The sequence below is a fragment of the Thioclava sp. UBA3469 genome (assembly GCF_002378135.1).
Classification (GTDB): Bacteria; Pseudomonadota; Alphaproteobacteria; order Rhodobacterales; family Rhodobacteraceae; genus Thioclava; species Thioclava sediminum.
The window spans coordinates 1-21,108 of record NZ_DFRG01000105.1 but is presented as its reverse complement, the minus strand read 5'-3'; the positions used below and the strand labels follow the sequence as shown (position 1 = coordinate 21,108).

Annotated in this window: 24 protein-coding genes, 1 tRNA gene and 1 pseudogene; 9 read left to right on the top strand and 17 right to left on the bottom strand. The window is 64.6% G+C overall.

Annotated elements, in window-relative coordinates; all coding sequences use genetic code 11:
• Positions 1-29 precede the first annotated feature (29 nt).
• The 5 genes from B3D39_RS08865 to dxs all read left to right on the top strand — a co-directional run bounded on the left by B3D39_RS08865 (position 30) and on the right by dxs (position 4,578).
• On the top strand, positions 30-662 hold the full coding sequence (locus tag B3D39_RS08865; RefSeq protein ID WP_274962300.1) for a queuosine precursor transporter: 633 nt from the start codon (positions 30-32) through the stop codon (positions 660-662).
• Between the two features lie 349 nt (positions 663-1,011).
• Positions 1,012-1,407 (top strand): c-type cytochrome, encoded by a 396-nt coding sequence (locus tag B3D39_RS08860; protein ID WP_274962299.1) that lies wholly within the window; start codon positions 1,012-1,014, stop codon positions 1,405-1,407.
• 125 nt (positions 1,408-1,532) lie between these two features.
• On the top strand, positions 1,533-1,769 hold the full coding sequence (locus B3D39_RS08855) for an exodeoxyribonuclease VII small subunit (RefSeq protein WP_078522293.1): 237 nt from the start codon (positions 1,533-1,535) through the stop codon (positions 1,767-1,769).
• Positions 1,770-2,636: a polyprenyl synthetase family protein gene (locus B3D39_RS08850; RefSeq protein ID WP_274962298.1), complete on the top strand. Its 867-nt coding sequence runs from the start codon at positions 1,770-1,772 to the stop codon at positions 2,634-2,636.
• A gap of 19 nt (positions 2,637-2,655) precedes the next feature.
• Complete coding sequence (dxs, locus tag B3D39_RS08845; RefSeq protein WP_286789609.1) at positions 2,656-4,578, top strand: 1-deoxy-D-xylulose-5-phosphate synthase; 1,923 nt, start codon at positions 2,656-2,658, stop codon at positions 4,576-4,578.
• Positions 4,579-4,620: 42 nt separating this feature from the next.
• Here dxs and B3D39_RS08840 read toward each other — a convergent pair whose 3' ends face one another.
• The 5 genes from B3D39_RS08840 to mbfA form a co-directional block, all read right to left on the bottom strand.
• Positions 4,621-5,238, bottom strand: coding sequence for an HAD family hydrolase (locus B3D39_RS08840; RefSeq protein ID WP_274963200.1), 618 nt, complete (start codon positions 5,236-5,238; stop codon positions 4,621-4,623).
• Positions 5,231-5,689 carry a YaiI/YqxD family protein gene (locus tag B3D39_RS08835; RefSeq protein ID WP_274963201.1) on the bottom strand — a complete coding sequence of 153 codons (459 nt, stop codon included), beginning with the start codon at positions 5,687-5,689 and terminating at the stop codon, positions 5,231-5,233. Before B3D39_RS08835 ends, B3D39_RS08840 begins: the two co-directional genes overlap by 8 nt.
• A complete protein-coding gene (gene fghA, locus B3D39_RS08830) occupies positions 5,686-6,516 on the bottom strand; it encodes an S-formylglutathione hydrolase (protein WP_098409679.1) in 831 nt (276 codons plus the stop codon). Before fghA ends, B3D39_RS08835 begins: the two co-directional genes overlap by 4 nt.
• A 10-nt stretch (positions 6,517-6,526) precedes the next feature.
• Complete coding sequence (locus B3D39_RS08825; protein ID WP_078550887.1) at positions 6,527-7,444, bottom strand: AEC family transporter; 918 nt, start codon at positions 7,442-7,444, stop codon at positions 6,527-6,529.
• 197 nt (positions 7,445-7,641) lie between these two features.
• Positions 7,642-8,619, bottom strand: a complete 978-nt coding sequence (gene mbfA / locus B3D39_RS08820) for an iron exporter MbfA (protein ID WP_274963202.1) — start codon at positions 8,617-8,619, stop codon at positions 7,642-7,644.
• A gap of 155 nt (positions 8,620-8,774) precedes the next feature.
• Here mbfA and B3D39_RS08815 point away from each other — a divergent pair, with 155 nt between their 5' ends.
• A complete protein-coding gene (locus tag B3D39_RS08815) occupies positions 8,775-8,939 on the top strand; it encodes a hypothetical protein (protein WP_157771528.1) in 165 nt (54 codons plus the stop codon).
• Here B3D39_RS08815 and B3D39_RS08810 read toward each other — a convergent pair.
• A complete protein-coding gene (locus B3D39_RS08810) occupies positions 8,936-9,841 on the bottom strand; it encodes a rhodanese-related sulfurtransferase (protein ID WP_274963203.1) in 906 nt (301 codons plus the stop codon). The two genes, B3D39_RS08815 and B3D39_RS08810, sit on opposite strands and share 4 nt — an antisense overlap.
• A 115-nt stretch (positions 9,842-9,956) precedes the next feature.
• On the opposite strand from B3D39_RS08810, the gene pncA reads away from it, so the two are divergent.
• Positions 9,957-10,556: a bifunctional nicotinamidase/pyrazinamidase gene (pncA, locus tag B3D39_RS08805; protein ID WP_274963204.1), complete on the top strand. Its 600-nt coding sequence runs from the start codon at positions 9,957-9,959 to the stop codon at positions 10,554-10,556.
• A gap of 3 nt (positions 10,557-10,559) precedes the next feature.
• Positions 10,560-11,867 (top strand): nicotinate phosphoribosyltransferase, encoded by a 1,308-nt coding sequence (gene pncB / locus B3D39_RS08800; protein ID WP_274963205.1) that lies wholly within the window; start codon positions 10,560-10,562, stop codon positions 11,865-11,867.
• 4 nt (positions 11,868-11,871) lie between these two features.
• On the opposite strand, the gene B3D39_RS08795 is transcribed toward pncB, so the two are convergent.
• The 7 genes from B3D39_RS08795 to dapF all read right to left on the bottom strand — a co-directional run bounded on the left by B3D39_RS08795 (position 11,872) and on the right by dapF (position 18,782).
• Positions 11,872-13,353 (bottom strand): inorganic phosphate transporter, encoded by a 1,482-nt coding sequence (locus B3D39_RS08795; RefSeq protein WP_244176671.1) that lies wholly within the window; start codon positions 13,351-13,353, stop codon positions 11,872-11,874.
• A gap of 90 nt (positions 13,354-13,443) precedes the next feature.
• A complete protein-coding gene (locus tag B3D39_RS08790) occupies positions 13,444-13,887 on the bottom strand; it encodes an NUDIX hydrolase (protein ID WP_274963206.1) in 444 nt (147 codons plus the stop codon).
• Positions 13,884-14,861, bottom strand: coding sequence for a phosphotransferase enzyme family protein (locus B3D39_RS08785; RefSeq protein ID WP_274963207.1), 978 nt, complete (start codon positions 14,859-14,861; stop codon positions 13,884-13,886). The genes B3D39_RS08790 and B3D39_RS08785 overlap by 4 nt, the downstream gene beginning before the upstream one ends.
• Positions 14,858-16,120, bottom strand: coding sequence for an aspartate aminotransferase family protein (locus B3D39_RS08780; protein ID WP_274963208.1), 1,263 nt, complete (start codon positions 16,118-16,120; stop codon positions 14,858-14,860). The genes B3D39_RS08785 and B3D39_RS08780 overlap by 4 nt, the downstream gene beginning before the upstream one ends.
• Positions 16,110-16,532 (bottom strand): alternative ribosome rescue aminoacyl-tRNA hydrolase ArfB, encoded by a 423-nt coding sequence (arfB, locus tag B3D39_RS08775; protein ID WP_274963213.1) that lies wholly within the window; start codon positions 16,530-16,532, stop codon positions 16,110-16,112. Before arfB ends, B3D39_RS08780 begins: the two co-directional genes overlap by 11 nt.
• Positions 16,533-16,686: 154 nt before the next feature.
• Positions 16,687-17,949: a tRNA (N(6)-L-threonylcarbamoyladenosine(37)-C(2))-methylthiotransferase MtaB gene (gene mtaB / locus B3D39_RS08770; RefSeq protein ID WP_274963209.1), complete on the bottom strand. Its 1,263-nt coding sequence runs from the start codon at positions 17,947-17,949 to the stop codon at positions 16,687-16,689.
• The gene (gene dapF, locus B3D39_RS08765; RefSeq protein ID WP_414717985.1) at positions 17,946-18,782 is read right to left on the bottom strand and encodes a diaminopimelate epimerase; all 837 of its coding nucleotides are present in this window, start codon (positions 18,780-18,782) and stop codon (positions 17,946-17,948) included. The genes mtaB and dapF overlap by 4 nt, the downstream gene beginning before the upstream one ends.
• A gap of 106 nt (positions 18,783-18,888) precedes the next feature.
• Here dapF and B3D39_RS08760 point away from each other — a divergent pair.
• A tRNA-Lys gene (locus B3D39_RS08760) sits at positions 18,889-18,964 on the top strand.
• Between the two features lie 76 nt (positions 18,965-19,040).
• Here B3D39_RS08760 and fliP read toward each other — a convergent pair.
• The 4 genes and pseudogenes from fliP to B3D39_RS08740 form a co-directional block, all read right to left on the bottom strand.
• Entirely contained in the window at positions 19,041-19,781 is a 741-nt protein-coding gene (gene fliP, locus B3D39_RS08755; protein ID WP_274963214.1) for a flagellar type III secretion system pore protein FliP, read from the bottom strand.
• Between the two features lie 37 nt (positions 19,782-19,818).
• Complete coding sequence (locus B3D39_RS08750; protein WP_078522277.1) at positions 19,819-20,097, bottom strand: FliM/FliN family flagellar motor switch protein; 279 nt, start codon at positions 20,095-20,097, stop codon at positions 19,819-19,821.
• On the bottom strand, positions 20,090-20,689 hold the full coding sequence (locus B3D39_RS08745; RefSeq protein ID WP_286789608.1) for a flagellar biosynthesis protein: 600 nt from the start codon (positions 20,687-20,689) through the stop codon (positions 20,090-20,092). The genes B3D39_RS08750 and B3D39_RS08745 overlap by 8 nt, the downstream gene beginning before the upstream one ends.
• Positions 20,686-21,108 (bottom strand): annotated as a pseudogene (locus tag B3D39_RS08740) (flagellar M-ring protein FliF); the annotation flags it as partial. The pseudogene B3D39_RS08740 and the gene B3D39_RS08745, both read right to left, overlap by 4 nt.

The window sequence follows — 21,108 nt, the reverse complement described above, 5'->3', positions numbered from 1 at the left end:
CCGCTACCATGTAAAAACGGTTGAACATCATGACCCGCTATATTCCTGGCATCATTGCCATGGCCATTATCGTCGTGGCCTCGAACATCCTGGTGCAATTCCTCGTCGGCGACTGGCTGACCTGGGGCGCCTTCACCTACCCCTTCGCCTTCCTCGTCAATGACGTGATGAACCGCGTCTACGGCCCGGGCGCCGCGCGCCGCGTCGTGGCCGCCGGTTTCGTCGTGGGCGTGATCTGCTCGCTCATCGGCAGCCAGATCATGCTGCAGGGCGACGGCTACACCTATCCCGCCGTCACGCTGCGCATCGCGCTCGGCTCCGGCGCGGCCTTCCTCGTGGCGCAGATGACCGACATCTTCGTCTTCGACAAGCTGCGCAATGGTGTCTGGTGGCGCGCGCCTGCGATCTCGACCCTGATCGGCGCGTCGCTCGACACGCTGATCTTCTTCTCGATCGCCTTCTCGAGCGCGCTGATCTTCCTCGAGCCGTCGAATGACGTGTCCTGGGCCAATGAAACCCTGCCCCTGTTTGGCGTCGGACCGACGGTGCCGCTCTGGGTGTCGCTGGCCACCGCAGACTGGCTTGTCAAACTTGCCCTGACTTTGATCGCGCTGCTGCCTTTCAAGGCACTTGTTACGAAACTTTCTCCAAGACTTGCGTAATTTTTCTTGCCACACACAAAATCTGTGGCACGCTGTGGATAACGGCAACGCATGAAAGGAGGTGGTCCAGTGTCTAGAGTGATAGTGGAGAGAGGTGTCGGGACAGTGAGGGGGGCCGTGGCCTGAGGGCAAACCCTGGGGCAAAGAACCCTGACTGGGACGGCTGGATCCTTCGGACCCTAACCGGACCATCTCCGTAGATCTCGGAGGGCCATCTCGAACAGAGATGGCCCTTTTCGTGGGGCGTTCCTTAGCAAAAAGGAGCGCCCTTCGTCATTGACGTCGATCATCGACTCGGCCTCATTTCGCGCCCAACCTTCCTATGCGTCAACTTGTGTGGGAGGACACTATGCGCTTCACTTACCTCATCGCCGCGGCCTGTCTCGCCGCGACCCCGGCCATCGCTCAGGACGGCGATGTCGGCAAAGCTCTCTACGGCCAATATTGCGCCAGTTGTCATGGCGACGATGGCACGGGCACCGGGCCGATGGCCGAATATCTGAACGTGAAACCCGCCGATCTGACCGGCCTTGCCGCCGCCAATGACGGCGAGTTCCCGATGCTCAAGGCGATCCACATCATCGACGGACGCACGGGCGTGCGGGCGCATGGCGGGCCGATGCCGGTCTTCGGCGAGGTGTTCATGGAACAGGGCGGGCACGGTGCGCCGTATTACACCGACGTTCTGGCCACACGCGGGCGCGTCCTTTCACTCGCGACATATCTCGAGTCGCTTCAGAAATAGGCGATAAGACGTTCACGATAGCACCGGTCTCGCGGGGTGATCTCGACTCCGCGAGCCGGATATGGTTTGCAGGAACCCGGGCGTCAGAGCCTTATTGGACGACATATCACCGGGAATGCAGATTGATGAGCGATATTGACGCGTTGAGCTTCGAAGAGGCGATGAAGGCTCTCGAGGAAGTCGTGGGCAAACTGGAACATGGCGACGTGCCCCTGGACGAGTCGATCAAACTCTATGAGCGCGGCGCCAAGCTGAAAGAGCATTGCGCCAAGCTTCTGAAAGAGGCCGAGGCGCGCGTTGAGAAAATCACGCTCAATGCCGACGGCGCTCCGAAAGGCACGACCCCCGCCGAAGGTCTGTAAATGTTCACCTCCCGTTTGAAAGAGGTGCAGACGACCGTTCAGGTCGCGCTCGATGCCGCCGTGGCGCGCCAGCCCGAGGGGCCGCTGCGCGCCCCGATGCATTACGCGCTGCAGGGCGGCAAACGCCTGCGCGCCTTCCTCGCAATCGAAAGCGCCGCGATCTTCGGCATCCCGGAGGCGCAGGTGATGCCCGCCGCCGCCGCGGTCGAGGCGCTGCACGCCTATAGCCTCGTGCATGACGACCTGCCCTGCATGGATGACGACGATCTGCGCCGCGGCCAGCCGACAGTGCACGTGAAATGGGACGAAGCGACCGCCGTGCTGACCGGCGACGTGTTGCAGACGCTTGCGTTCGAGCTTTGCGCCGATCCCGTCCTCGGCCCGGCAGAGCGGCGTATCGCGCTGAGCCTCGCGCTTGCGAAAGCCTCCGGCGCGGCCGGGATGGGCCACGGTCAGGCGCTCGACATCGCCGCCGAAAGCGCCACCGATCCGCTCTCGCTCAGCCAGATCACCGCGCTGCAGGCGGGCAAGACCGGGGCGCTGATCTCCTTCGCCTCGCGCACCGGCGCGATCCTCGCGGGCGAGGACGAGGGCCCCCTGAGCGATTTCGCCGATGCGGTCGGTCTGGCCTTTCAAATTCACGATGACATCCTAGATGTGACGGGTTGCGAAAAGGCCGCCGGGAAACGGGTCGGCAAGGATGCCGAGGCCGGAAAAGCCACCTTCGTCTCGCTGCTCGGCCTCGCCGGCGCGCGGCTCCGGGAGGGCGAGCTGATCGAGCAAGCCATAGACGCGCTTTCGCCTTACGGCGAGGAAGCGGAAAACTTGCGGGCCGCTGCGCGTTTCGTTATCTCCCGCGAGATGTAGCGCGCCTAGGGGGCAGCCAATGAGCGATAACCCGAACGACCAAACGGCCACGCCGCTCCTCGACAAGGTGCGACTGCCGTCCGATCTGAAAGGCCTTTCCGATCCCGAGCTGAAAACGCTCGCCACCGAATTGCGCGCCGAGACCATCTCGGCCGTGTCGCAAACCGGCGGGCATCTGGGCGCGGGTCTGGGCGTGGTCGAGCTGACGGTCGCGCTACATGCCGTGTTCGACGCCCCGCGCGACAAGATCGTCTGGGACGTTGGCCACCAGTGCTACCCGCACAAGATCCTGACCGGGCGCCGCGACCGCATCCGCACGCTGCGCACCAAGGGCGGGCTGTCGGGTTTCACCAAGCGCTCGGAGTCGCCCTACGATCCGTTCGGCGCGGGCCATAGCTCCACTTCGATTTCGGCCGCGACCGGCTTCACCATGGGCCGCGAGCTGGGCGCCGAGACCGGCGACGCGATTGCCGTGATCGGTGACGGCGCAATGTCGGGCGGCATGGCCTTCGAGGCGATGAACCACGCGGGCCACTTGGGCAAACGCATGTTCGTCGTGCTCAATGACAACGAGATGTCGATCGCCCCGCCCGTCGGCGCGCTGTCGAGCTACCTCACGCGGCTTTATTCCGAGGCCCCGCTGCAGGACCTGAAATCCGCCGCCAAAGGCGCGGTCGGTCTGCTGCCCGTTCCGTTCCAGGAAGGCGCGCGCCGGGCGAAGGAAATGCTCAAGGGCATCGCCATGGGCGGCACCCTGTTCGAGGAGCTGGGCTTCTCCTATGTCGGACCGGTCGACGGCCACGACCTCGACCAGCTGCTGCCGCTGCTGCGCACGCTCAAGGCGCGCGCGACCGGCCCGGTTCTGATCCACGCGGTGACGAAAAAGGGCAAAGGGTATGGCCCCGCCGAGAGCCGCCCCGATGGCGGCCATGCCACCGCGAAATTCGATCTCAGCACCGGCGAGCAGAAGAAATCGCCCTCCAATGCGCCGAGCTACACCAAGGTCTTTGCCGAAAGCCTGATCAAGGAAGCGGCGAAGGACGAGAAGATCGTCGGCATTACCGCCGCCATGCCCGACGGCACGGGGCTCAAACAATTCGCGGGCGTCTATCCGCGCCGCTGTTTCGACGTGGGCATCGCCGAGCAGCATGCCGTCACCTTCTCCGCCGGACTTGCGGCGTCCGGTATGAAGCCGTTCTGCGCGATCTACTCGACCTTCCTGCAACGCGGCTACGACCAGATCGTGCATGACGTCGCGATCCAGCGCCTGCCCGTGCGCTTCGCCATCGACCGCGCCGGTCTGGTGGGCGCGGATGGTGCAACCCATGCGGGCTCGTTCGATGTGGGCTTCATGTCCTCGCTGCCCGGCATGGTCGTGATGGCCGCCGCCGACGAGGCTGAACTGGTCCATATGGTCGCCACCGCCGCCGCCCATGACGAAGGCCCCATCGCCTTCCGCTATCCGCGCGGTGAAGGCATGGGTGTCGACATGCCCGAAGAGGGCGTGCCGCTGGAAATCGGCAAGGGCCGGATGATCGCGGAGGGCGCGCGCGTCGCGATCCTGTCCTATGGCACCCGTCTGGCCGAAGTGCTGAAAGCCCGCGAGGCGCTGCAGGCCCGCGGCCTCGCGCCGACCGTCGCCGATGCACGCTTCGTCAAACCGCTCGACACCGATCTGATCGACCGGCTTGTGGCCGAGCACGAGGCGCTGATCTGCATCGAGGAAGGCGCGATCGGCGGCTTCGGCAGCCATGTCGCGCAATACCTGTCGGATCAGGGCGTCTTCGATCACGGGTTCAAGTTCCGCTCAATGGTCCTGCCCGACACGTTCATCGACCATGCCTCGCCCGAGGACATGTATCACTCGGCGGGCATGGATGCGCCGCAGATCGAGTCGAAGGTGCTCGAGCTTTTGGGCGTCGCGGTCGCGAAACGCGCCTGAGATAAGTTTTCCTTATTTTCGCGGCGGCTGCATAAGTTGAACTTATGCGGCCTCCGCCTCCTCCAGCAAGCCTTCCTCGACCAGCCGCCGCGCCCAGCCCTTCGGCCCGTCGAACAGATGCGTCTTCCAGCCGAAGGTATGCGCCGTCGCGATATTGTCGGCGCGATCATCGGTGAAGATCAGATCCGAGCCGGACAGCCCTGACGCGTCCTCGACCATCTGATAGATCTTCGGGTCGGGCTTCGTGACGCCCATATGGCCCGAGATGAAATCCCGGTCGAAATCGCGCAGGAACGGATAATGCGTGGCCGCGAAATCGTAGCTTTGAATCCCGAAATTTGTCAGAGAGAAAACCGGCATCCCCTTGGCCTGCAAGGATTTCATCAGGCGCAGCGAATGCGGGATCTCGGGCGCGGCCATCTCGATCCAGTCATCGTGCCAGCGCCGGATCGCATCGCGCCAGCTCGGGTATTTCTCGGCCCATGCGTAGATCGTCTCGCGGAACGGCGCGCCGCGGTCGATCTCGTCATTCATGCCGTGCAGATCGACCTCCGCGAACATCTGCTCGCGCGTCTCGCGCGGCATGATCCGGTCGTAATGCCGCTCCGGCTGCCATTCGATCAGCACGTTACCGATATCGAAGATAACTGCCTTAACCATTCTTAACCTCTCTTGCTGCCGCCCGCGCGACCCGGTCGAGCGCATCCGAGAACCGCGCCCGGTCGGACTTGGAAAACGGCTTGCCGCCGCCCTGCCGGAACGGATCGGCAGAGCGCAGATCCGCCATCAAATCCCGTGTCGCCAGGACGTTACCGATATTGGCGGGGGTCAGCGCCTCGCCATCGGGACGCAGCACCCGCGCGCCGGCCTCGACGCATTTCGCCGCCAGCGGGATGTCATTGGTGATCACCACATCGCCGACCGTCGCCCGCTCGGCGATATACATATCGGCCACGTCCGGCCCCTGATCGACATAGACCATCTCGACCAGCGGATTGGGCGAGGGCCGCAGCCCGCCATTGGAGACAAGCATCAGCTTGACGCCGAGACGGGTCGCGACCTTCTCGGCCTCGGCTTTCACCGGGCAGGCATCCGCATCGACCCAGATCACGCCCAGAGCGCCTCGGCGTGGAACTCGATGTGATCGGGGATGAAGGTCGAGACGAAATAGTAACTGTGATCGTAACCTTCCTGAATCCGGAAGGTGCCGGGCTGACGCCGCGCTGCCATCGCTTCGGCCAGCGCCTCGGGCTTCAGGAGATCGAGGAATTGATCCGAGCCGCCTTGGTCGATCAGCACTTCGCCGTCGAACCCGCGTTCGCGCATCAGAAGCGTGGCATCATGCGCGGCCCATGCGGCCTCGTTGTCGCCCAGATAGGCGCTGAACTGCTTGCGGCCCCAGTCGCTTTGCGTCGGGTTCGCGATCGGCGCGAAGGCCGAAACGGACCGGAAGCGCTCGGGCAGCGACATCGCCAGCGTCAGCGCACCGTGCCCGCCCATCGAATGGCCGGTGATCGCCTGCCGCTCGGGGTCGATCTCGAAGGCGGCGTCGATGGCGTTCGGCAGTTCCTCGGCGATGTAATCCCACATCCGGAAATGCGGCGCCCACGGATCCTGCGTCGCGTTGACGTAAAAGCCCGCGCCTTGGCCCAGATCGTAATCTTCGTGATTGGCCACGCCCTCGCCGCGCGGCGAGGTGTCGGGGAAGACAAGCGCGATCCCGTGCTCGGCCGCGAAAGCCTGCGCGCCCGCCTTGGTCATCGCGTTCTCATGGGTGCAAGTCAGCCCCGAGAGATACCAGAGCACCGGCACCGGACCGTCCTCGGCCTCGCGCGGCAGGAACAGCCCGAAGGTCATTTCGCAATCATTGACCTTAGACGCGTGCGAATAGACGCCTTGGACGCCTCCGAAACAGCGGTTTTCCGAGATCGTTTTCATCAAAGCCTCCTTAGCCGTGAACCCAATGGATGACCGCCGGAACCGTGAGGATCGAGACGGCGGTCGAGACGAGGATGGCGGCCGAGACGCGCTGCGGCGCCACCCCGAAATGCTGCGCCAGAATATAGACATTGCCCGCGACGGGAAGGGCGGCAGCGGCGATCATCACGCCTGCCGCGAAGGGGTCGACATCGAAGATCAGAAGCGAGGTGATCGCGATCGCGGCCGGGTGCAGGAAGAGCTTGCCGAAGGACAGCCAGACCGCCGGCGCGGGCTTCTCGGCCGATTTGCCCGCAAGCGAGGCGCCGATGGCGAACAGCGCGCCGGGCGTGGCGGCGGCGCCGAGGATCGTCATGAACTCCGAAAGCGGGCCCGGCATCGGCAGCTTCAGCCCGGCCCAGGCGAGCCCCGCCACCATCGAGACGATCATCGGGTTCTTCACCAGCCCCAGCGCGATCGGCGCGAGCGAGACCTTCCCGTGCCGCGCGGCGGTGATGAAGATCGTGATGATCGAGGAGAACACGATCAGATCGCAGCTCAACACCATCAAGACGGGCCCCACCGCTGCCGGTCCCAGCAGCACCACCAGCATCGGCACGCCGAGAAAGCCGGTATTGCCGGTCATCGAGGTATGCGCCTCCATCGCGGAAAGCGCGGTGGGCAGCTTGCGCGCCTTGGCGACGGCGAAAGTGATCAGCCAGACCGCGCCCGAGCCGGTCAGATACGCAAGGATGAACTGCGGATCGACAAGCGCGGCCAGATCGAGATTGGCGGAGAATTTGAACAGCATCGCCGAGAGCGCGAAGTAGAAGACGAATTTCGTCAGCCACGCGGTCGCCTCGGCGGTGAAAAAGCGGATCTGTCCGGCGAACCAGCCAAGCCCGATCAGGGCAAAAAACGGCAAGGTCTTCAGAAAGATCTCAAGCATGGCCAAGGGCTAGCATGCGGTTTTGGCAAGTGCCAGCTATGGAATGAGGTCTGCGCGCCCGTGGCGGGGTCGGGAAGCCTCCGGCGGGGATATTTTTGCCAAGCCGAAGGCAAAGCGCCTGTTTTCGCCTTGGCTCAAATATCCCCCGCGGAGCGTCCCGCATGTGCCGGTTGCGCGCGGGTCGGAGCTAGGCTGTGTCAGCCGCCGCCGATCAAGACACCGGCCGCGAAAACCAACGCGCCGCCGAGCACGACCTGGAAGGCCGCACGCAGGAAGGGCGTTTCCATGAAGCGGTTCTGGATCCAGGCGATGGCCCAGAGCTCGATGAACACGACGATGATCGCGATGGTGGTCGCGGTCCAGAAATCGGGGATCAGGTAGGGCAGCGCGTGGCCCAAGCCACCAAGCATGGTCATCACACCCGAGGCGATGCCGCGTTTGATCGGCGAGCCGCGGCCCGAGATCACGCCGTCATCATGCGCGGCTTCGGTGAAGCCCATCGAGATGCCCGCGCCGACCGAGGCCGCGAGGCCCACGAGGAAAGTCGTCCACGGGTTTTGGGTCGCGAAGGCGGTGGCGAAGATCGGCGCGAGGGTCGAGACCGAGCCGTCCATAAGCCCGGCGAGACCCGGTTGCACCCAGGTCAGGATGAACTGGCGGTGGGCCTGACGGTCTTCCTCTTCCTTTTCGCTCTCGGGCAGATGCGTGCCGGTCAGCTCCTCGGCCTTTTGCTCGTGACCGAGTTCGGCCGCGGCGAGATCGCCCAGCAACTCGCGGGTGCTGGCATCGGAGCTACGCTGGGCTGCGAGCGTGTAGAACTTGCCCGCCTCGCGCTCCATCGCCTCGGCCTCGCCGCGGATGGTGTCGAGCGAGAGGTTCTTGGTCAGCCAGATCGGTTTGCGGTTGTAGAAGCCCGCGACATGTTCGCGCCGGATCAGGGGGATCACATCGCCGAAGCGCTCGGTGTGCCGCGCGATCAGGAGGCGGCGATGCTCGTCTTCCTCTTTCGCCATCTCGTCGAAGATCTTCGCGGAGGCCGGATATTCGGTGCGCAGATGTTCGGCATATTGGCGATAGATGCGTGCGTCGTCCTCCTCGGAGGAGATCGCGAGCGCAAGCACTTCCTGTTCAGTGAGATCGTCGAAACGGCGGCGTGACGCGAAACCGGGAAGCATGGGAGGCCCTCTTTTTTAGAACGGTTCTAAAATATGCAGAGTTGCGTCCAGCGCAAGGCAGTATTTCGAACTGATCAGTTCATTTAGTCTTGATTTCCGAACCGAACGGTTCATATTAAATTCCGAACCAAGTAGTTCAGTTATGGAGAACCGCTATGAAACGTCTCGCTTACGCCCTTGTTCTGTCTGTGTTTGGCGCAACCGCCGCATCGGCTGGCGTCGGGGATTTCTCGCTGCCGCGTCTGGACTTCCCGACCACCGGGGCTCCGACCGTCACGCAAGGCTGCAACGATCTGACGCAGGTCTGCGCGGATAATTAATCGCGTCCGAGATGCGCTTCGCCCCGTTCGGCGGCGAGGCGCATCTGACGTTCGCGCTCGCGGAAGCGGTCGCGATCGGCATCGGAAAATTCGCCGATGCACCGGTGACAGGAGACGCCTTCCTCGTAATCGAGATGGCGTTTGTCTTCCGCGGAGACCGGGCGGCGACAGGCGTGACAGCTGTCGTAATCGCCCTGTTTCAGCCCGTGGCGCAGGCTCACGCGCTGATCGAAGACGAAGCAATCGCCCTGCCAGAGCGAGCCGTCGTCAGGCATGTCTTCGAGATATTTCAGGATGCCGCCCTTGAGGTGATAGACCTCGGGCACGCCTTCCGAGAGCAGGAAATTCGTCGATTTCTCGCAGCGGATGCCGCCGGTGCAGAACATCGCGACGCGCTTGTTGTGGAAGCGATGCGCATTGTCGCGCCACCATTGCGGAAATTCGCGGAAGGATTTCGTGCCGGGGTCGATGGCGCCCTCGAAAGTGCCGATCTCGATCTCGTAATCGTTGCGCGTATCGATCACGACCGTGTCGGGCGAGGAGATCAGCGCGTTCCAGTCCTGCGGCTCGACGTAATGGCCGACGCGGGCTTTCGGATCGATATCGGGCTCGCCCATCGTGACGATCTCGCGCTTGAGCCGCACCTTCATCTTGCCGAAGGGCATCTCCTCGGCCGCGCTTTCCTTCCATTCCAGATCGGCACAGCCCGGCAAGCCGCGGATATGCGCCAGCACCGCGTCGATCCCTTCACGGGTCCCCGCGATGGTGCCATTGATCCCTTCGCGCGCGATCAGGAGCGAGCCTTTCACGCCATGCGCGCAGGCGATCTTCGCCAGCGGGGCCTTCAGGGCCTCGGGGGACTCGAACCGGGTGAAATGGTAAAGGGCGGCAACGGTGAACATGGGCCCCGCATTAGCGCCGTGCGGGGGCGTTAGGCAAGAGCCGTTGCGCATCCGTGCCGTTGACCACAGGGGGTGCGCGGCCTACCCATGGGAAAACCCTGCGGGAGGTAAAGTGATGACCAAAGCTCTGATCGTGATCGACGTGCAAAACGATTTCTGCCCCGGCGGTGCGCTGGCAGTCTCGGGGGGCGACGAGATCCTTCCGCGCGTGAATACGCTGATGACCGAGTTCGACACCGTGGTTCTGACGCAGGATTGGCACCCCGCGGATCACGCCTCTTTCGCGAGCCAGCACGAGGGCGGCGCGCCCTTCACGCAAATCCACATGGAGTATGGGCTGCAGACCCTCTGGCCGGATCATTGCGTGCAGGGCAGCAAGGGGGCGGAGTTCCACCCCGATCTGGCCGTGAACCGGGCGCAGCTGATCATCCGCAAGGGGTTCCGGCGCGGCGTCGACAGCTATTCGGCCTTCTTCGAGAACGACCACAAGACGCCGACCGGGCTTGCGGGTTACCTGCGCGACCGGGGCGTCGAGGATCTGACCTTCGTGGGGCTCGCCACCGATTTCTGCGTCGCATGGTCGGCGCTGGATGCGGCGAAGCTGGGCTTCCGCGCGACCGTGATCGAAGGCGCCTGCCGCGCGATCGATCTCGACGGTTCGTTGCAGGAAGCGCATAGCGAGATGCGCTCTGCCGGTGTGAAGCTGGAGGCCTGATCCATGGTCGACATCGCGAGCCGCGTCTATAACCACAAGTGGAAGATCGACCCGATCGTGCGGTCTCTGATCGACACGGATTTCTACAAGCTTTTGATGTGTCAGTCGATTTTCCGCAACAAGCCGGAGACGCGGGTCAAGTTCAGCCTGATCAACCGCAGCAAGTCGATCCGGCTGGCGGAGTTGATCGACGAGGCGGAACTGCGCGAGCAGCTGGATTACGCGCGCTCGCTTAAACTGTCGCGCGGGGAGAGCACCTGGCTGCGCGGCAACACGTTCTATGGCAAGCGGCAGATGTTCCGCTCGGATTTCATGGAGTGGTTCGAGGGCTATCAACTGCCGCCCTACCATCTGGAAAAGCGCGACGGGCAATATGAGCTGACCTTCGAGGGCAAGTGGCACGAGGTGATGCTCTGGGAGATCCCGGCGCTCGCGATCCTGATGGAGCTGCGCGGGCGGGCGGTTCTGAACACGATGGGGCGGTTCGAGCTGCAGGTGCTCTATGCCCGCGCGATGACGAAGGTCTGGGAGAAGATCGAGGCGCTGCGCGAACTGGACAACCTGCGGATCGCGGATTTCGGCACCCGGCGGCGGCACAGCTTCCTGTGGCAGGACTGGTGCGTGCAGGCGATGCTCGAAGGGCTGGGTGACATCTCCGAAGGGGGCGCGTTCACCGGCACGTCGAACTGCCTGATCGCGATGCGGCGCGACATCGAGGCGGTGGGCACCAATGCGCATGAGATGCCGATGGTCTATGCGGCGCTGACCAATAGCGACGCGGAGCTGGCGAAGGCGCCTTACAAGGTGCTGGCCGACTGGCACGAAGAGCATGACGGCAATCTGCGCATCATTCTGCCCGACACCTATGGCACGAAGGGGTTCCTCGACCACGCGCCGGATTGGCTGGCGGGCTGGACCGGCATCCGCATCGATTCGGGCGACCCGGCGACGGGCGCGGAAATCGCGATCGACTGGTGGAAAGCGCGTGGCGAGGATCCGCGCCAGAAGCTGGTGATCTTCTCGGACGGGCTGACCGTCGACAAGATCCGCGAGTTGCACGCGCAGTTCGCCGGTCGAGTGAAGGTCAGCTTCGGCTGGGGCACGCTGCTGACCAACGATTTCCGCGGGCTGGTGCCGAATGACGCGCTCGCGCCGTTCAGCCTTGTGTGCAAAGCGGTCGAGGCCGATGGACGCCCGACGGTGAAACTGTCGGACAATCCCGAGAAGGCGATGGGCCCGGAGGACGAGATCGCCCGCTACAAGCGCGTGTTCGAAGTCGGCCCGCAGCAGGCGATGAAGGTCATGGTCTGAGCGGTCAGGTGATCGCGTTCAGGATCAGGTAGACCACCGCCGAGAGCGCAGCCGAGGCCGGCACCGTGACGATCCACGCCGTGGCGACCGTCATCATATGCGAGCGGCGCACCAGAAGGCGGCGCTTGCGCTCTTCCGGCGGGACGGGCTTGCCCTTGCGGATGCCCAGCTCGCGGGCGCGCTTCTCGGCGTGCCATTCGCGGTAGAAGCCGACGCCGAAGATGCCGCCGACCGCGATATGGGTCGAGGAGACCGGCAGGCCCAGCCACGACGCCACGATCACCGTGATCGCCGCCGAAAGCGCCACGCAATAGGCGCGCATCGGGTTGAGCTTGGTGATCTCGTTGCCGACGAGGCGGATCAGCTTGGGCCCGAACAGCAGCAGGCCGACGGAAATCCCCAGCGCGCCAACAGCCATCACCCAGAACGGGATGCCGACCTCTGCGGCGATATCGCCCTGCTCCACCGTGTGCACGATGGCCGCGAGCGGGCCGACCGCATTGGCGACGTCATTCGCGCCATGGGCGAAGCTCAGCAGCGCGGCAGAGACGACGAGCGGCAGGCCGAACAGCGTCTTGAGCGACTTCTTGCGGTTCTCCATCCCTTCGGACTGGCGGCGGATCATCGGGATCGTGACGAGCCATCCAATGACACCGACGACGAGGCCGATCAGGACCGCTTCGACAATCGTGATCTTGAACAGGTGCTTGAGGCCCTTGAGCGCGAGATAGGCAGCAAAGGCCCCCGACATGATGCCGATCAGGATCGGCACCCATCGGCGCGCGGCGGCGATCTTGTCGTCGACATAGATCACCTTGGTCTTGATCAGCGCGAGGAAGGCGGCCGCGATCACGCCGCCCATGACCGGAGAGATCACCCAGCTTGCCGCGATCTTCGCCATCGAGACCCAATCGACCGCCCCGAAGCCAGCAGCCACGATGCCCGCGCCGACGACGCCGCCGACGATGGAGTGGGTAGTCGAGACCGGCGCGCCGAGCCAAGTCGCGAGGTTCAGCCACAGAGCCGCGGCCAGCAGGGCCGCCATCATCGCCCAGACGAAATGCCCGGAATCGGGCAAGGCGGTCGGCTCGATGATGCCCTTCGCGACGGTTTTGACGACATCACCGCCCGCGACGAGCGCGCCCAAGCTTTCGAAGATGGCGGCGACGATCAGCGCCCCGATCAGCGTCATCGCACGCGAGCCCACGGCGGGGCCCATGTTGTTGGCGACGTCATTGGCGCCAATGTTTAGCGCCATATAGGCCCCGATCGCAGCGGCGGCGATCACCACCAGCTGGCCGGGCTGCCCGCCCACCAACACGGCGGCCACCAGACCGACGAGCACGATGAAGGCCAGCGCGATCCCCGGCGCGACCATGCCGCGCGCCACGAATTGCCCGGCACTTTCGACGCGCCCGATCCGCTTGAGATCCTTGTCGAGCGTTTTCCACTGATTGACGCGGGACTCGTTGTCTTGATTGGCCACCGTCACGAACCTGTCATCTAATTGTCAGAAGTCCGCGCGGGCCTAGCGGGTTTGACCCGTTGTGACAAGGCATTCGACGCCATTCGGGGCTCAGAGCTTGCGCAAAAGCTTCTGCAGCCCCTCTTCCGCGACCAGCTTCGAGGCCTGCTTGGGCGCGAACCATTTGCGTTTGCGCTGATGCTCTTCGGGAAAGGACTTCATCAAGGTCTCGACCCGCATCGGGAAGACGACGACATCGGTGGGCGTGGCCAAGCCACTATCGAGGATCTTGTCGTAGCGGAACGCTCCGGCGGGCTCCATTTCGATCTTGCCGACGGCCCCGGCTTCTTCCCATGCCTCCTGCTTGGCCGCGCCGGACAGCGAGCGTCCGCGCATCGGCCAGCCTTTCGGGATTACCCAGCGCCCGGTGTCGCGCGAGGTGATCAGAAGGACCTGGGTCTTGCCGTCTCGGATTCGCAGACAGAGCGCTCCCACCTGCAAAGAGGCGGGGCGATACCCCAGCAAGCCCTTCGCGACGGATTTCGCCCATTTCATCGACTGGTCTCCCATGGCGGCGTACGGTTCTCCAAATGCTGTGCGAGTTCAAGCGCACGCTCTAAATATAGTCTTTGGCGCGGATCGGAACCCGGTGCCCGGGTCACAATCCAGCCAGCAGACGCGAAGGCTCTCAGCGCCACGAAAAGCGGCAGAAGTGCCTCCTGATCGGGCGGAAGCGGGCGCAGGCTGCGATAGCCCTCGACGAGTCCTGCGGCCTGTTCGCCCCAAAGCGGGTCGCCCCAGCCCTGCACCAGCGCCGTCGCGAGGTCGTAGAGCCGATAGCCCGGCCCGCAATCGTCGAAGTCGATCAGAGCCAGCCCGTCCGGGGTCGACAACACGTTCTCACGCAGGCAATCGGCGTGGATCGGGCCGTAGTCCTGCGCCTGCGCCAAGAGCGCACGCGCAAGATCGCGGCCCGAAGACAGCGTTGCGGCCTCAACTTCCGAAAGCTGAGGATGTTCCCAGAAACGTCCCCAAAGCGGATGCTCCCCCAGAAACCCTTCGCCATCCCACGGGTTCCGGTCGAACCCGTCGGGCGGGGCGGCATCGCTGCTGATATGCAGCTGCGCGATCAGGCGCCCCAGTGCATGAGCCTCGGCGCGCACCGCCTCGGGCGTACCGGAAAGCGGCTGATCGCCCGCGCCGATCGGCGCGCCATCCAGCCACTCCACGCAGGAGGTGACGCGGTTGCGAACACTGCCCGTCAGCGCCCCGTTCAGCGCGCGCACCGGGCGCGGCACCGGCATCCCCTGATCGGCGAGGCTTTCGCACCAGCGCAACTCGGCCTCGATCCCGTCACGGCCCTGATAGCCGGGACGGTGCAGCCGCAGCGCGACATGGCGGCCATCCTTCAGATGCGCCTCGAAGACGATGTTCTCGCGGTTCTTTACCAGACGTGGCGGCGCGCTCGCCTGCCCCCAGGAATAGAGGGCGGAGTCCGCCATCGCCTGTGCGGTCTCGTCCGAAATCATGCGGGAAGCTCCTCGAGACTTTGCGCAAGTTTCTCCAGCATTTCATCGGCATCGGCCCGATTGAAGACCATCGGCGGCCGGATTTTGAGAATGTGTTGTGCCCTGCCCACCCGGCCCATCAAGACATGGCGCTCGCGCATCGCTTCGACGATCCGGCCCGCGGCTTCGCTGGCGGGTTCGCCGTCCTGCGCAAGCTCGATCCCGAGGAAAAACCCCAAGCCGCGCGCTTCAGCAATCAGCGGATGGGAGAGCTCACGCAGCCCTTGCAGAAGGTAGTCGCCGACCTGCGCCGCGTTCTCCTGCAAGCCTTCGTCTTCGATCACCCGCAGGGTCTCCATCGCCGCGGCGACCGAGACGGGGTTGCCGCCGAACGTGTTGAAATAGCCGAACGCCTCGCGGAAAGCGGCCATCACGTCGGGCGCCGCCACCAAGCCCGCGACCGGGTGCCCATTACCCATCGGTTTGCCCATCGTGACCACGTCGGGCGTGAAGCCCAGCCATTCGTGGCCCCAGAAATGCGAGCCGATCCGGCCGAAACCCGGCTGCACCTCGTCGCACAGGATCAGCCCGCCCGCGCGGCGGATCACCTCGACCGTCGGGTCGAGGAAACCGGGCGCGATGCCGGGCATCCCTTCATTGGCGAAGATCGGGCAGAGCATGAGCCCCGCGAAGCCGTGGCCGCTCTCTTCCAGTTCGGCAATCGCCTGCGCGACGTTGGCGGCGAAGGCCTCGGGCTGCGCCTCCAGCGATCCGCCCAAAGGCGCGAGACTGTCGGGCGCGGGCACCCGGCGGATATGGTCCGGCCAGCCCCCGATCGGCGGGCGGCGGGTCGAGAGATGCGCCACGGCGGTGGTGTTGCCGTGATAGGTGTTGTCGGTCGCGATGAAGCCGCGCTTGCCGGTCACCGCCTGCGCCATGCGCAGCGCGACGTCGTTGGCCTCGGACCCGGTGCAGGTCATCAGAAGCTGGCCGTCAAAGCCGAGCTTGCCCAGCAGCGCCTCGGCGTAATCGAGGATGCCCTCATGCAGATAGCGGGTATGGGTGTTGAGCGTGGCGGCCTGCTCGCAGATCGCCTTCCCGATGCGCGGGTGGCAATGGCCGCAATGGGCGACGTTGTTATAGGCGTCGAGGTAACGCTGGCCGTCGGCATCGAAAAGCGAGCTGCCCTGCCCGCGCACGATCTCGACCGGACGCGCATAGAAGGTCGGCACGTTCGGCCCCAGAAGCCGTTCGCGCCGCGCCAAAAGATCATTCCCCATCCGAGACCTTCCCGCGCAGCGCTTTCTTCTCGCCGTGGATCGCCTTCGCCTTCAGACGCCGCTTCTTCGAGCCGAGCGTGGGCCGGGTCGGGATACGTTTCTTGGGCTTTTCGCAGGCCTTACGGATCATCTCGGCGAGGCGGTCGCGCGCGATCTCGCGGTTTCGCGCCTGACTGCGCGTGTCCTGCACCAGCAGCAGAAGCGCGCCGTCGCTGGTCCATCTGCGCCCCGCGATCCGGCGCAGGCGGCTCTTCACCGGTTGCGGCAAATGCGGCGAGCGTTCGGCCTCGAAGCGCAGTTCCACCGCAGTCGAGACCTTGTTCACATTCTGCCCCCCCGGACCTTGCGCCCGGGTGAAGGTTTCGGTGATTTCCCAATCCTCGATGGTTATCTGATCGTTGATCCGCAGCATGGCCCACAAGCTAGCTCACGCTGCGAAAAACGAAAGCCCCCTTCGGCTTGGCACAAATATCCCGGGGGAGAGGCGCACGGCGCCGAGGGGGCGGCGCCCCCTCTTTCTCTGTAGATTGTCGCCCTCCGGCGACGGGGGGGGGGCAGCGCACCCTTTACCCCGCCAGCAACCGCGCCCCGTCATGGCCGGTGATGCGCACGGTCATCAGCGTGCCTTCGGGCTGGTCCGCTTCGAACGCCACCTCGGCAAAGCCTTCGGTGCGCGCGACGCGCGGGGTCTCGGTCAGCACGAGCTGTTCGGTGCCGACCTGCGCGTCGAGATGGGCGGCCAGCGCGGCCTCGCCCTTCGCGCGCAGCCGGGCCGCGCGCTCCTTGACGATCGGGCCTTTCACGGCCGGCATCCGCGCGGCGGGCGTGCCCTTGCGCGCGGAATAGGGGAAGACATGCAGGAAGGTCAGCCCGCAATCATCGACGAGCCGCAGGGAGTTCTCGAACATCTCCTCGGTCTCGGTCGGGAAGCCCGCGATGATGTCCGCGCCGAAGACGATCCCAGGGCGCAGCTTGCGCGCCTCCTCGGTGAAGGCGATGGCGTCGTCGCGCAGGTGACGGCGTTTCATCCGCTTGAGGATCATGTCGTCGCCCGCCTGAAGGCTGAGATGCAGGTGCGGCATCAGACGCGGCTCGGTGGCGATCGCCAGCATCAGGTTCTCGTCGGCCTCGATCGAGTCGATGGAAGAGATGCGCAGGCGCGGCAGATCGGGCACGAGGCGCAGGATTCGCATCACGAGATCGCCCAGACGCGGCTCGCCGGGCAGATCAGCGCCCCAGGAGGTCAGATCGACCCCGGTGAGGACGACCTCGTTGAAGCCACGATCCACGAGGCGCTTGATCTGCTCGACCACGACGCCCGCCGGGACGGAGCGCGAATTGCCGCGCCCGAAGGGGATGATGCAGAAGGTGCAGCGGTGATCGCAGCCGTTTTGCACCTGCACATAGGCGCGGTGGCGGCCAAACCCGTCGATCAGGTGACCGGCGGTCTCCTTCACCGACATGATGTCGTCGACCATCACGCGCTCGGTCTCGCCGATGAAATCGGGGCCTTGCGGGGCGAGCTGCGCCCAGGTGTCGGCCTGCATCTTCTCGTGATTGCCGATGATCTTGGTGACCTCGGGCATCGCCGCAAAGGTGTCGGGCTCGGTCTGCGCGGCGCAGCCGGTCACGATCACCGGCACATCCGGGTTCTCGCGCGCAAGACGGCGGATCTCTTGCTTGGCCTTGCGCACGGCCTCGGCGGTCACGGCGCAGGTATTGACGACCACGGCCCCTTCGAGCCCGGCGCCTGCGGCCAATTCCTTCATTGCCTCCGTCTCATAAGCATTGAGACGGCAGCCGAGGGTCGAGAAAACGGGCGGTTTCATATCGCGTCCAGAAAATCTTGGGTGAGGGTCGCATCGAAGACATGCGCGGTGGGGCCGGTCATCCAGACGCCATCGTCGCGCCAGTCGATCTCCAGCTGGCCGCCATCGACATCGACGAGGACACGCTTGCCGGTGAGGCCCCGCAGATGCGCGGCGACGGCGGTGGCGCAGGTGCCCGATCCGCAGGCCAGCGTGATGCCGGTGCCGCGCTCCCAGACGCGCATCCGCAGATGGTCGGGGCCGATCACGCTGGCGAATTCGACATTGGTGCGCTCGGGGAAGAGGGGATCATGCTCGATCACCGGGCCTTGGCGATCCACTTCGACCGCCTCGGCATCCTCCACGAAGAAGACGCAATGCGGGTTGCCCATGCCGACCGCGATCGGGTCGCCGCCGAGCGGCAGATGCGCCGGATCGATGCCGGGCAGAATCGGAATTTGCGCTGCTTCGAGAATCGGCGCGCCCATATTGACCGAGACCATCCCGTCCTCGCGCCGCACCGCGGCAAGCTGGCCCCGCTCGGTCAGAAGCGTGACATCGGTCCGGTCGAGCTGGCGCATCATGTAATCGCTCACGCAGCGAGTCGCATTGCCGCAAGCGCCGGCCCGCGTGCCGTCGGAATTCCAGAATTCGAGCGTGAAATCAGCCCCTTGTGCAGGGCGGATCACGGCAAGCTGGTCAAATCCCACGCCGCGATGCCGATCCCCGAGCGCACGCGCGAGCGCAGGCGTAACCGGATCATCGCCCTCACGGGCGTCGATCACGACGAAGTCATTGCCGAGCCCATGCATCTTCATGAAGGGCAGTCCGCTCTGTGTGCGCTTTGTATTCATGGCGCGCGATATACGCCCGCGCCAAGGTTTTTTCCAGATGTGCAATTTTTGTGAATTTTATGCCTTGACCCCCCCGGCGGGGGTTTGTAGAGACGCGCCCTGTGATGGGCCGTTAGCTCAGTTGGTAGAGCAACTGACTTTTAATCAGTGGGTCGCAGGTTCGAATCCTGCACGGCTCACCATCACCCTCAGAAACCCGGGCTTCGGCCCGGGTTTTTGCGTTTCTGGGCCTGCGGTTATACGGCCCAGCCTCCGGCGTCAGAAATAACTGCGCACCAAGGCCCCCGAGAGCAGCACCCAGCCGTCGGCCACCACGAAAAAGGCGAGCTTGAAGGGAAGCGCCACGACCGCGGGCGGCACCATCATCATCCCCATCGACATCAAAACGGCCGAGACGACGAGGTCGATGATCAGAAACGGCAGGAAAACGAGGAAGCCGATCTGGAAGGCGCGGGTGACTTCGGACAGCATGAAAGACGGCACGAGAGTCGAGAGCGGCGCGCCTTCCAGGCTTTCCGGTGCGGGCGTGCCGCTGCGCAACTCGGCCAAGGCTGCGAAGGTGTCGGGGTTCGTGCGCCCGGCCATGAAAGTGCGGAAAGGCTCGATCCCCTTGGTGAACGCCTCCTGCCAGTCGATCGCGCCGTCGATCAGGGGCTGGCCCGCGACGCGCCAACTCTCGAGGAAGACCGGCTCCATGATGAACCATGTCAGGAATAGCGCGAGGCTGATGATCAGCATATTCGGCGGCGATTGTTGCAACCCGAGAGCTTGGCGCAAAATCGACAGCACCGTGACGATGAACGGAAAGGCCGTGACCATGATCGCGAGCCCGGGCGCGAGGCTGAGCAGCGTGATCGCCGCAATGATCAGCAAGGAGCGGCCCGCGAGGCTGTCGCCCTCCCCGACGGAGAGCGTAATGTCCTGAGCCTGCGCGGGTAGCGCTGCGAGCGTTAAGGTTAATGCCGCGAGCGGGACAAGCCAAAGCGCAGGCAGGCACATCTTGACGGCGCCGGGAGGGATGAGGCGGGGGCGCATTTCACAACCCGTTTTGCAGATCGGCCACCTCGGTAAGCCGCACCGCAAGCTGCCCGTCGCTGCCATCGATCTCGGTCAACTCGCCGCGCGCGATCAGCTTGTCCCCGACATAGAGCTCCACCGGGTCCTCCACTTTCCGGTCGAGCGGCAACACCGCGTCGCGTTTCAGGCGCAGCAAATCGCGCACCAGCGGGCGCGCCTTGCCGACCGAGATTGTGATCTCGATCGGAACTTGCGTGAAGGGATTGGCGGTCGAAGCGTCCGGCGCGGTCTCATTCATCGGGCTTGTCCTTCGCGGTGGCGGTGAAATAGGTCGTGACCGCGCGCAAGATGGCGGCGATGACGGCGTCGAGATCGACGCGGGTCTCGGTATCGGCGAAGCGCAGATAGACCTGGCCCTCGCCAAGGCTCGGCTCTGCCGCGAAGACGAGTGGCAAGTCTGCACGTGGCGCGAGCGCCTCTTGAATCTGCGGCAATGCGGACGGATTACCGACCACCGTGATTGGCGTCGCGCAGAGATCCTCGGCAATCGGCATCAATTGCTCGGCCACGACGGGGCCAAGCGACGCACGCGCCAGCTCGGGCAACAGCTTGCCGCAGATCTCGACCAGAAGCGGCTCGAGCGCATCGAGCATGTGCTGGCGCGCTTCGTGATAAGTGAAGCCCAGCGCCTGCAGATTGCGCCCGAGATCGGCGTGAAGTCGCGCGGTTTCCGCATTCTGCGCGGCAACTGCATCGTCCCACCCGGCCTGATATCCGGTCTCGAAGGCGGCCAGCTTGGCCTCTTCCAACTCGGCTGGCGCGAGCGCGATTTCACCCGCCTCTGCCGAGTTGGGCTCAAAGGATTCCAGTTTCAGCCTTTGCCCCATCATGTTTTCTCCGACGGCTCTTCCATCCAGCTACGCAGGATTTCGACGGTTTCCGCCTGCCGCTCCTCAATCATCTTCTTCAATCGGTCGACGGGATCGACGGGTCGGTCCAGATCGAAATCCGCATGTGTCGCCATCGGCAGGTCACCGAGGTCGAAATTGGACACCAGCTGCATGTTCATGTCCGGCATGTCTCCGTCGTCGATCTCACCGGTGAGCGCCGTCGACGCCGTGGTGCCCTCCTCCGAGGCGCTGGGCGCGGGCAGTTCCGCCGCGCCTGCACGCGATTTCTGCAGCAGGATCGGGCGCGCGACGAAAAGACCAAGCACGAGCGCGACGATCGCAAGGACCGCGATCTGGATGATCTGCGTCAGATCGAGCGCCATGCTGTCGATGAAGCCGGACCCTGCGACGGTTCCCGC

What these genes read in the sequence shown, in the direction of transcription:
- B3D39_RS08865 (WP_274962300.1), top strand. Translation starts at nt 30, where the DNA reads ATGACCCGCTATATTCCTGGCATCATTGCCATGGCCATTATCGTCGTG.
- B3D39_RS08860 (WP_274962299.1), top strand. Translation starts at nt 1,012, where the DNA reads ATGCGCTTCACTTACCTCATCGCCGCGGCCTGTCTCGCCGCGACCCCG.
- B3D39_RS08855 (WP_078522293.1), top strand. Translation starts at nt 1,533, where the DNA reads ATGAGCGATATTGACGCGTTGAGCTTCGAAGAGGCGATGAAGGCTCTC.
- B3D39_RS08850 (WP_274962298.1), top strand. Translation starts at nt 1,770, where the DNA reads ATGTTCACCTCCCGTTTGAAAGAGGTGCAGACGACCGTTCAGGTCGCG.
- dxs (WP_286789609.1), top strand. Translation starts at nt 2,656, where the DNA reads ATGAGCGATAACCCGAACGACCAAACGGCCACGCCGCTCCTCGACAAG.
- B3D39_RS08840 (WP_274963200.1), bottom strand. Translation starts at nt 5,238, where the DNA reads ATGGTTAAGGCAGTTATCTTCGATATCGGTAACGTGCTGATCGAATGG.
- fghA (WP_098409679.1), bottom strand. Translation starts at nt 6,516, where the DNA reads ATGAAAACGATCTCGGAAAACCGCTGTTTCGGAGGCGTCCAAGGCGTC.
- B3D39_RS08825 (WP_078550887.1), bottom strand. Translation starts at nt 7,444, where the DNA reads ATGCTTGAGATCTTTCTGAAGACCTTGCCGTTTTTTGCCCTGATCGGG.
- mbfA (WP_274963202.1), bottom strand. Translation starts at nt 8,619, where the DNA reads ATGCTTCCCGGTTTCGCGTCACGCCGCCGTTTCGACGATCTCACTGAA.
- B3D39_RS08815 (WP_157771528.1), top strand. Translation starts at nt 8,775, where the DNA reads ATGAAACGTCTCGCTTACGCCCTTGTTCTGTCTGTGTTTGGCGCAACC.
- B3D39_RS08810 (WP_274963203.1), bottom strand. Translation starts at nt 9,841, where the DNA reads ATGTTCACCGTTGCCGCCCTTTACCATTTCACCCGGTTCGAGTCCCCC.
- pncA (WP_274963204.1), top strand. Translation starts at nt 9,957, where the DNA reads ATGACCAAAGCTCTGATCGTGATCGACGTGCAAAACGATTTCTGCCCC.
- pncB (WP_274963205.1), top strand. Translation starts at nt 10,560, where the DNA reads ATGGTCGACATCGCGAGCCGCGTCTATAACCACAAGTGGAAGATCGAC.
- B3D39_RS08790 (WP_274963206.1), bottom strand. Translation starts at nt 13,887, where the DNA reads ATGAAATGGGCGAAATCCGTCGCGAAGGGCTTGCTGGGGTATCGCCCC.
- B3D39_RS08785 (WP_274963207.1), bottom strand. Translation starts at nt 14,861, where the DNA reads ATGATTTCGGACGAGACCGCACAGGCGATGGCGGACTCCGCCCTCTAT.
- B3D39_RS08780 (WP_274963208.1), bottom strand. Translation starts at nt 16,120, where the DNA reads ATGGGGAATGATCTTTTGGCGCGGCGCGAACGGCTTCTGGGGCCGAAC.
- arfB (WP_274963213.1), bottom strand. Translation starts at nt 16,532, where the DNA reads ATGCTGCGGATCAACGATCAGATAACCATCGAGGATTGGGAAATCACC.
- mtaB (WP_274963209.1), bottom strand. Translation starts at nt 17,949, where the DNA reads ATGAAACCGCCCGTTTTCTCGACCCTCGGCTGCCGTCTCAATGCTTAT.
- dapF (WP_414717985.1), bottom strand. Translation starts at nt 18,782, where the DNA reads ATGAATACAAAGCGCACACAGAGCGGACTGCCCTTCATGAAGATGCAT.
- fliP (WP_274963214.1), bottom strand. Translation starts at nt 19,781, where the DNA reads ATGTGCCTGCCTGCGCTTTGGCTTGTCCCGCTCGCGGCATTAACCTTA.
- B3D39_RS08750 (WP_078522277.1), bottom strand. Translation starts at nt 20,097, where the DNA reads ATGAATGAGACCGCGCCGGACGCTTCGACCGCCAATCCCTTCACGCAA.
- B3D39_RS08745 (WP_286789608.1), bottom strand. Translation starts at nt 20,689, where the DNA reads ATGATGGGGCAAAGGCTGAAACTGGAATCCTTTGAGCCCAACTCGGCA.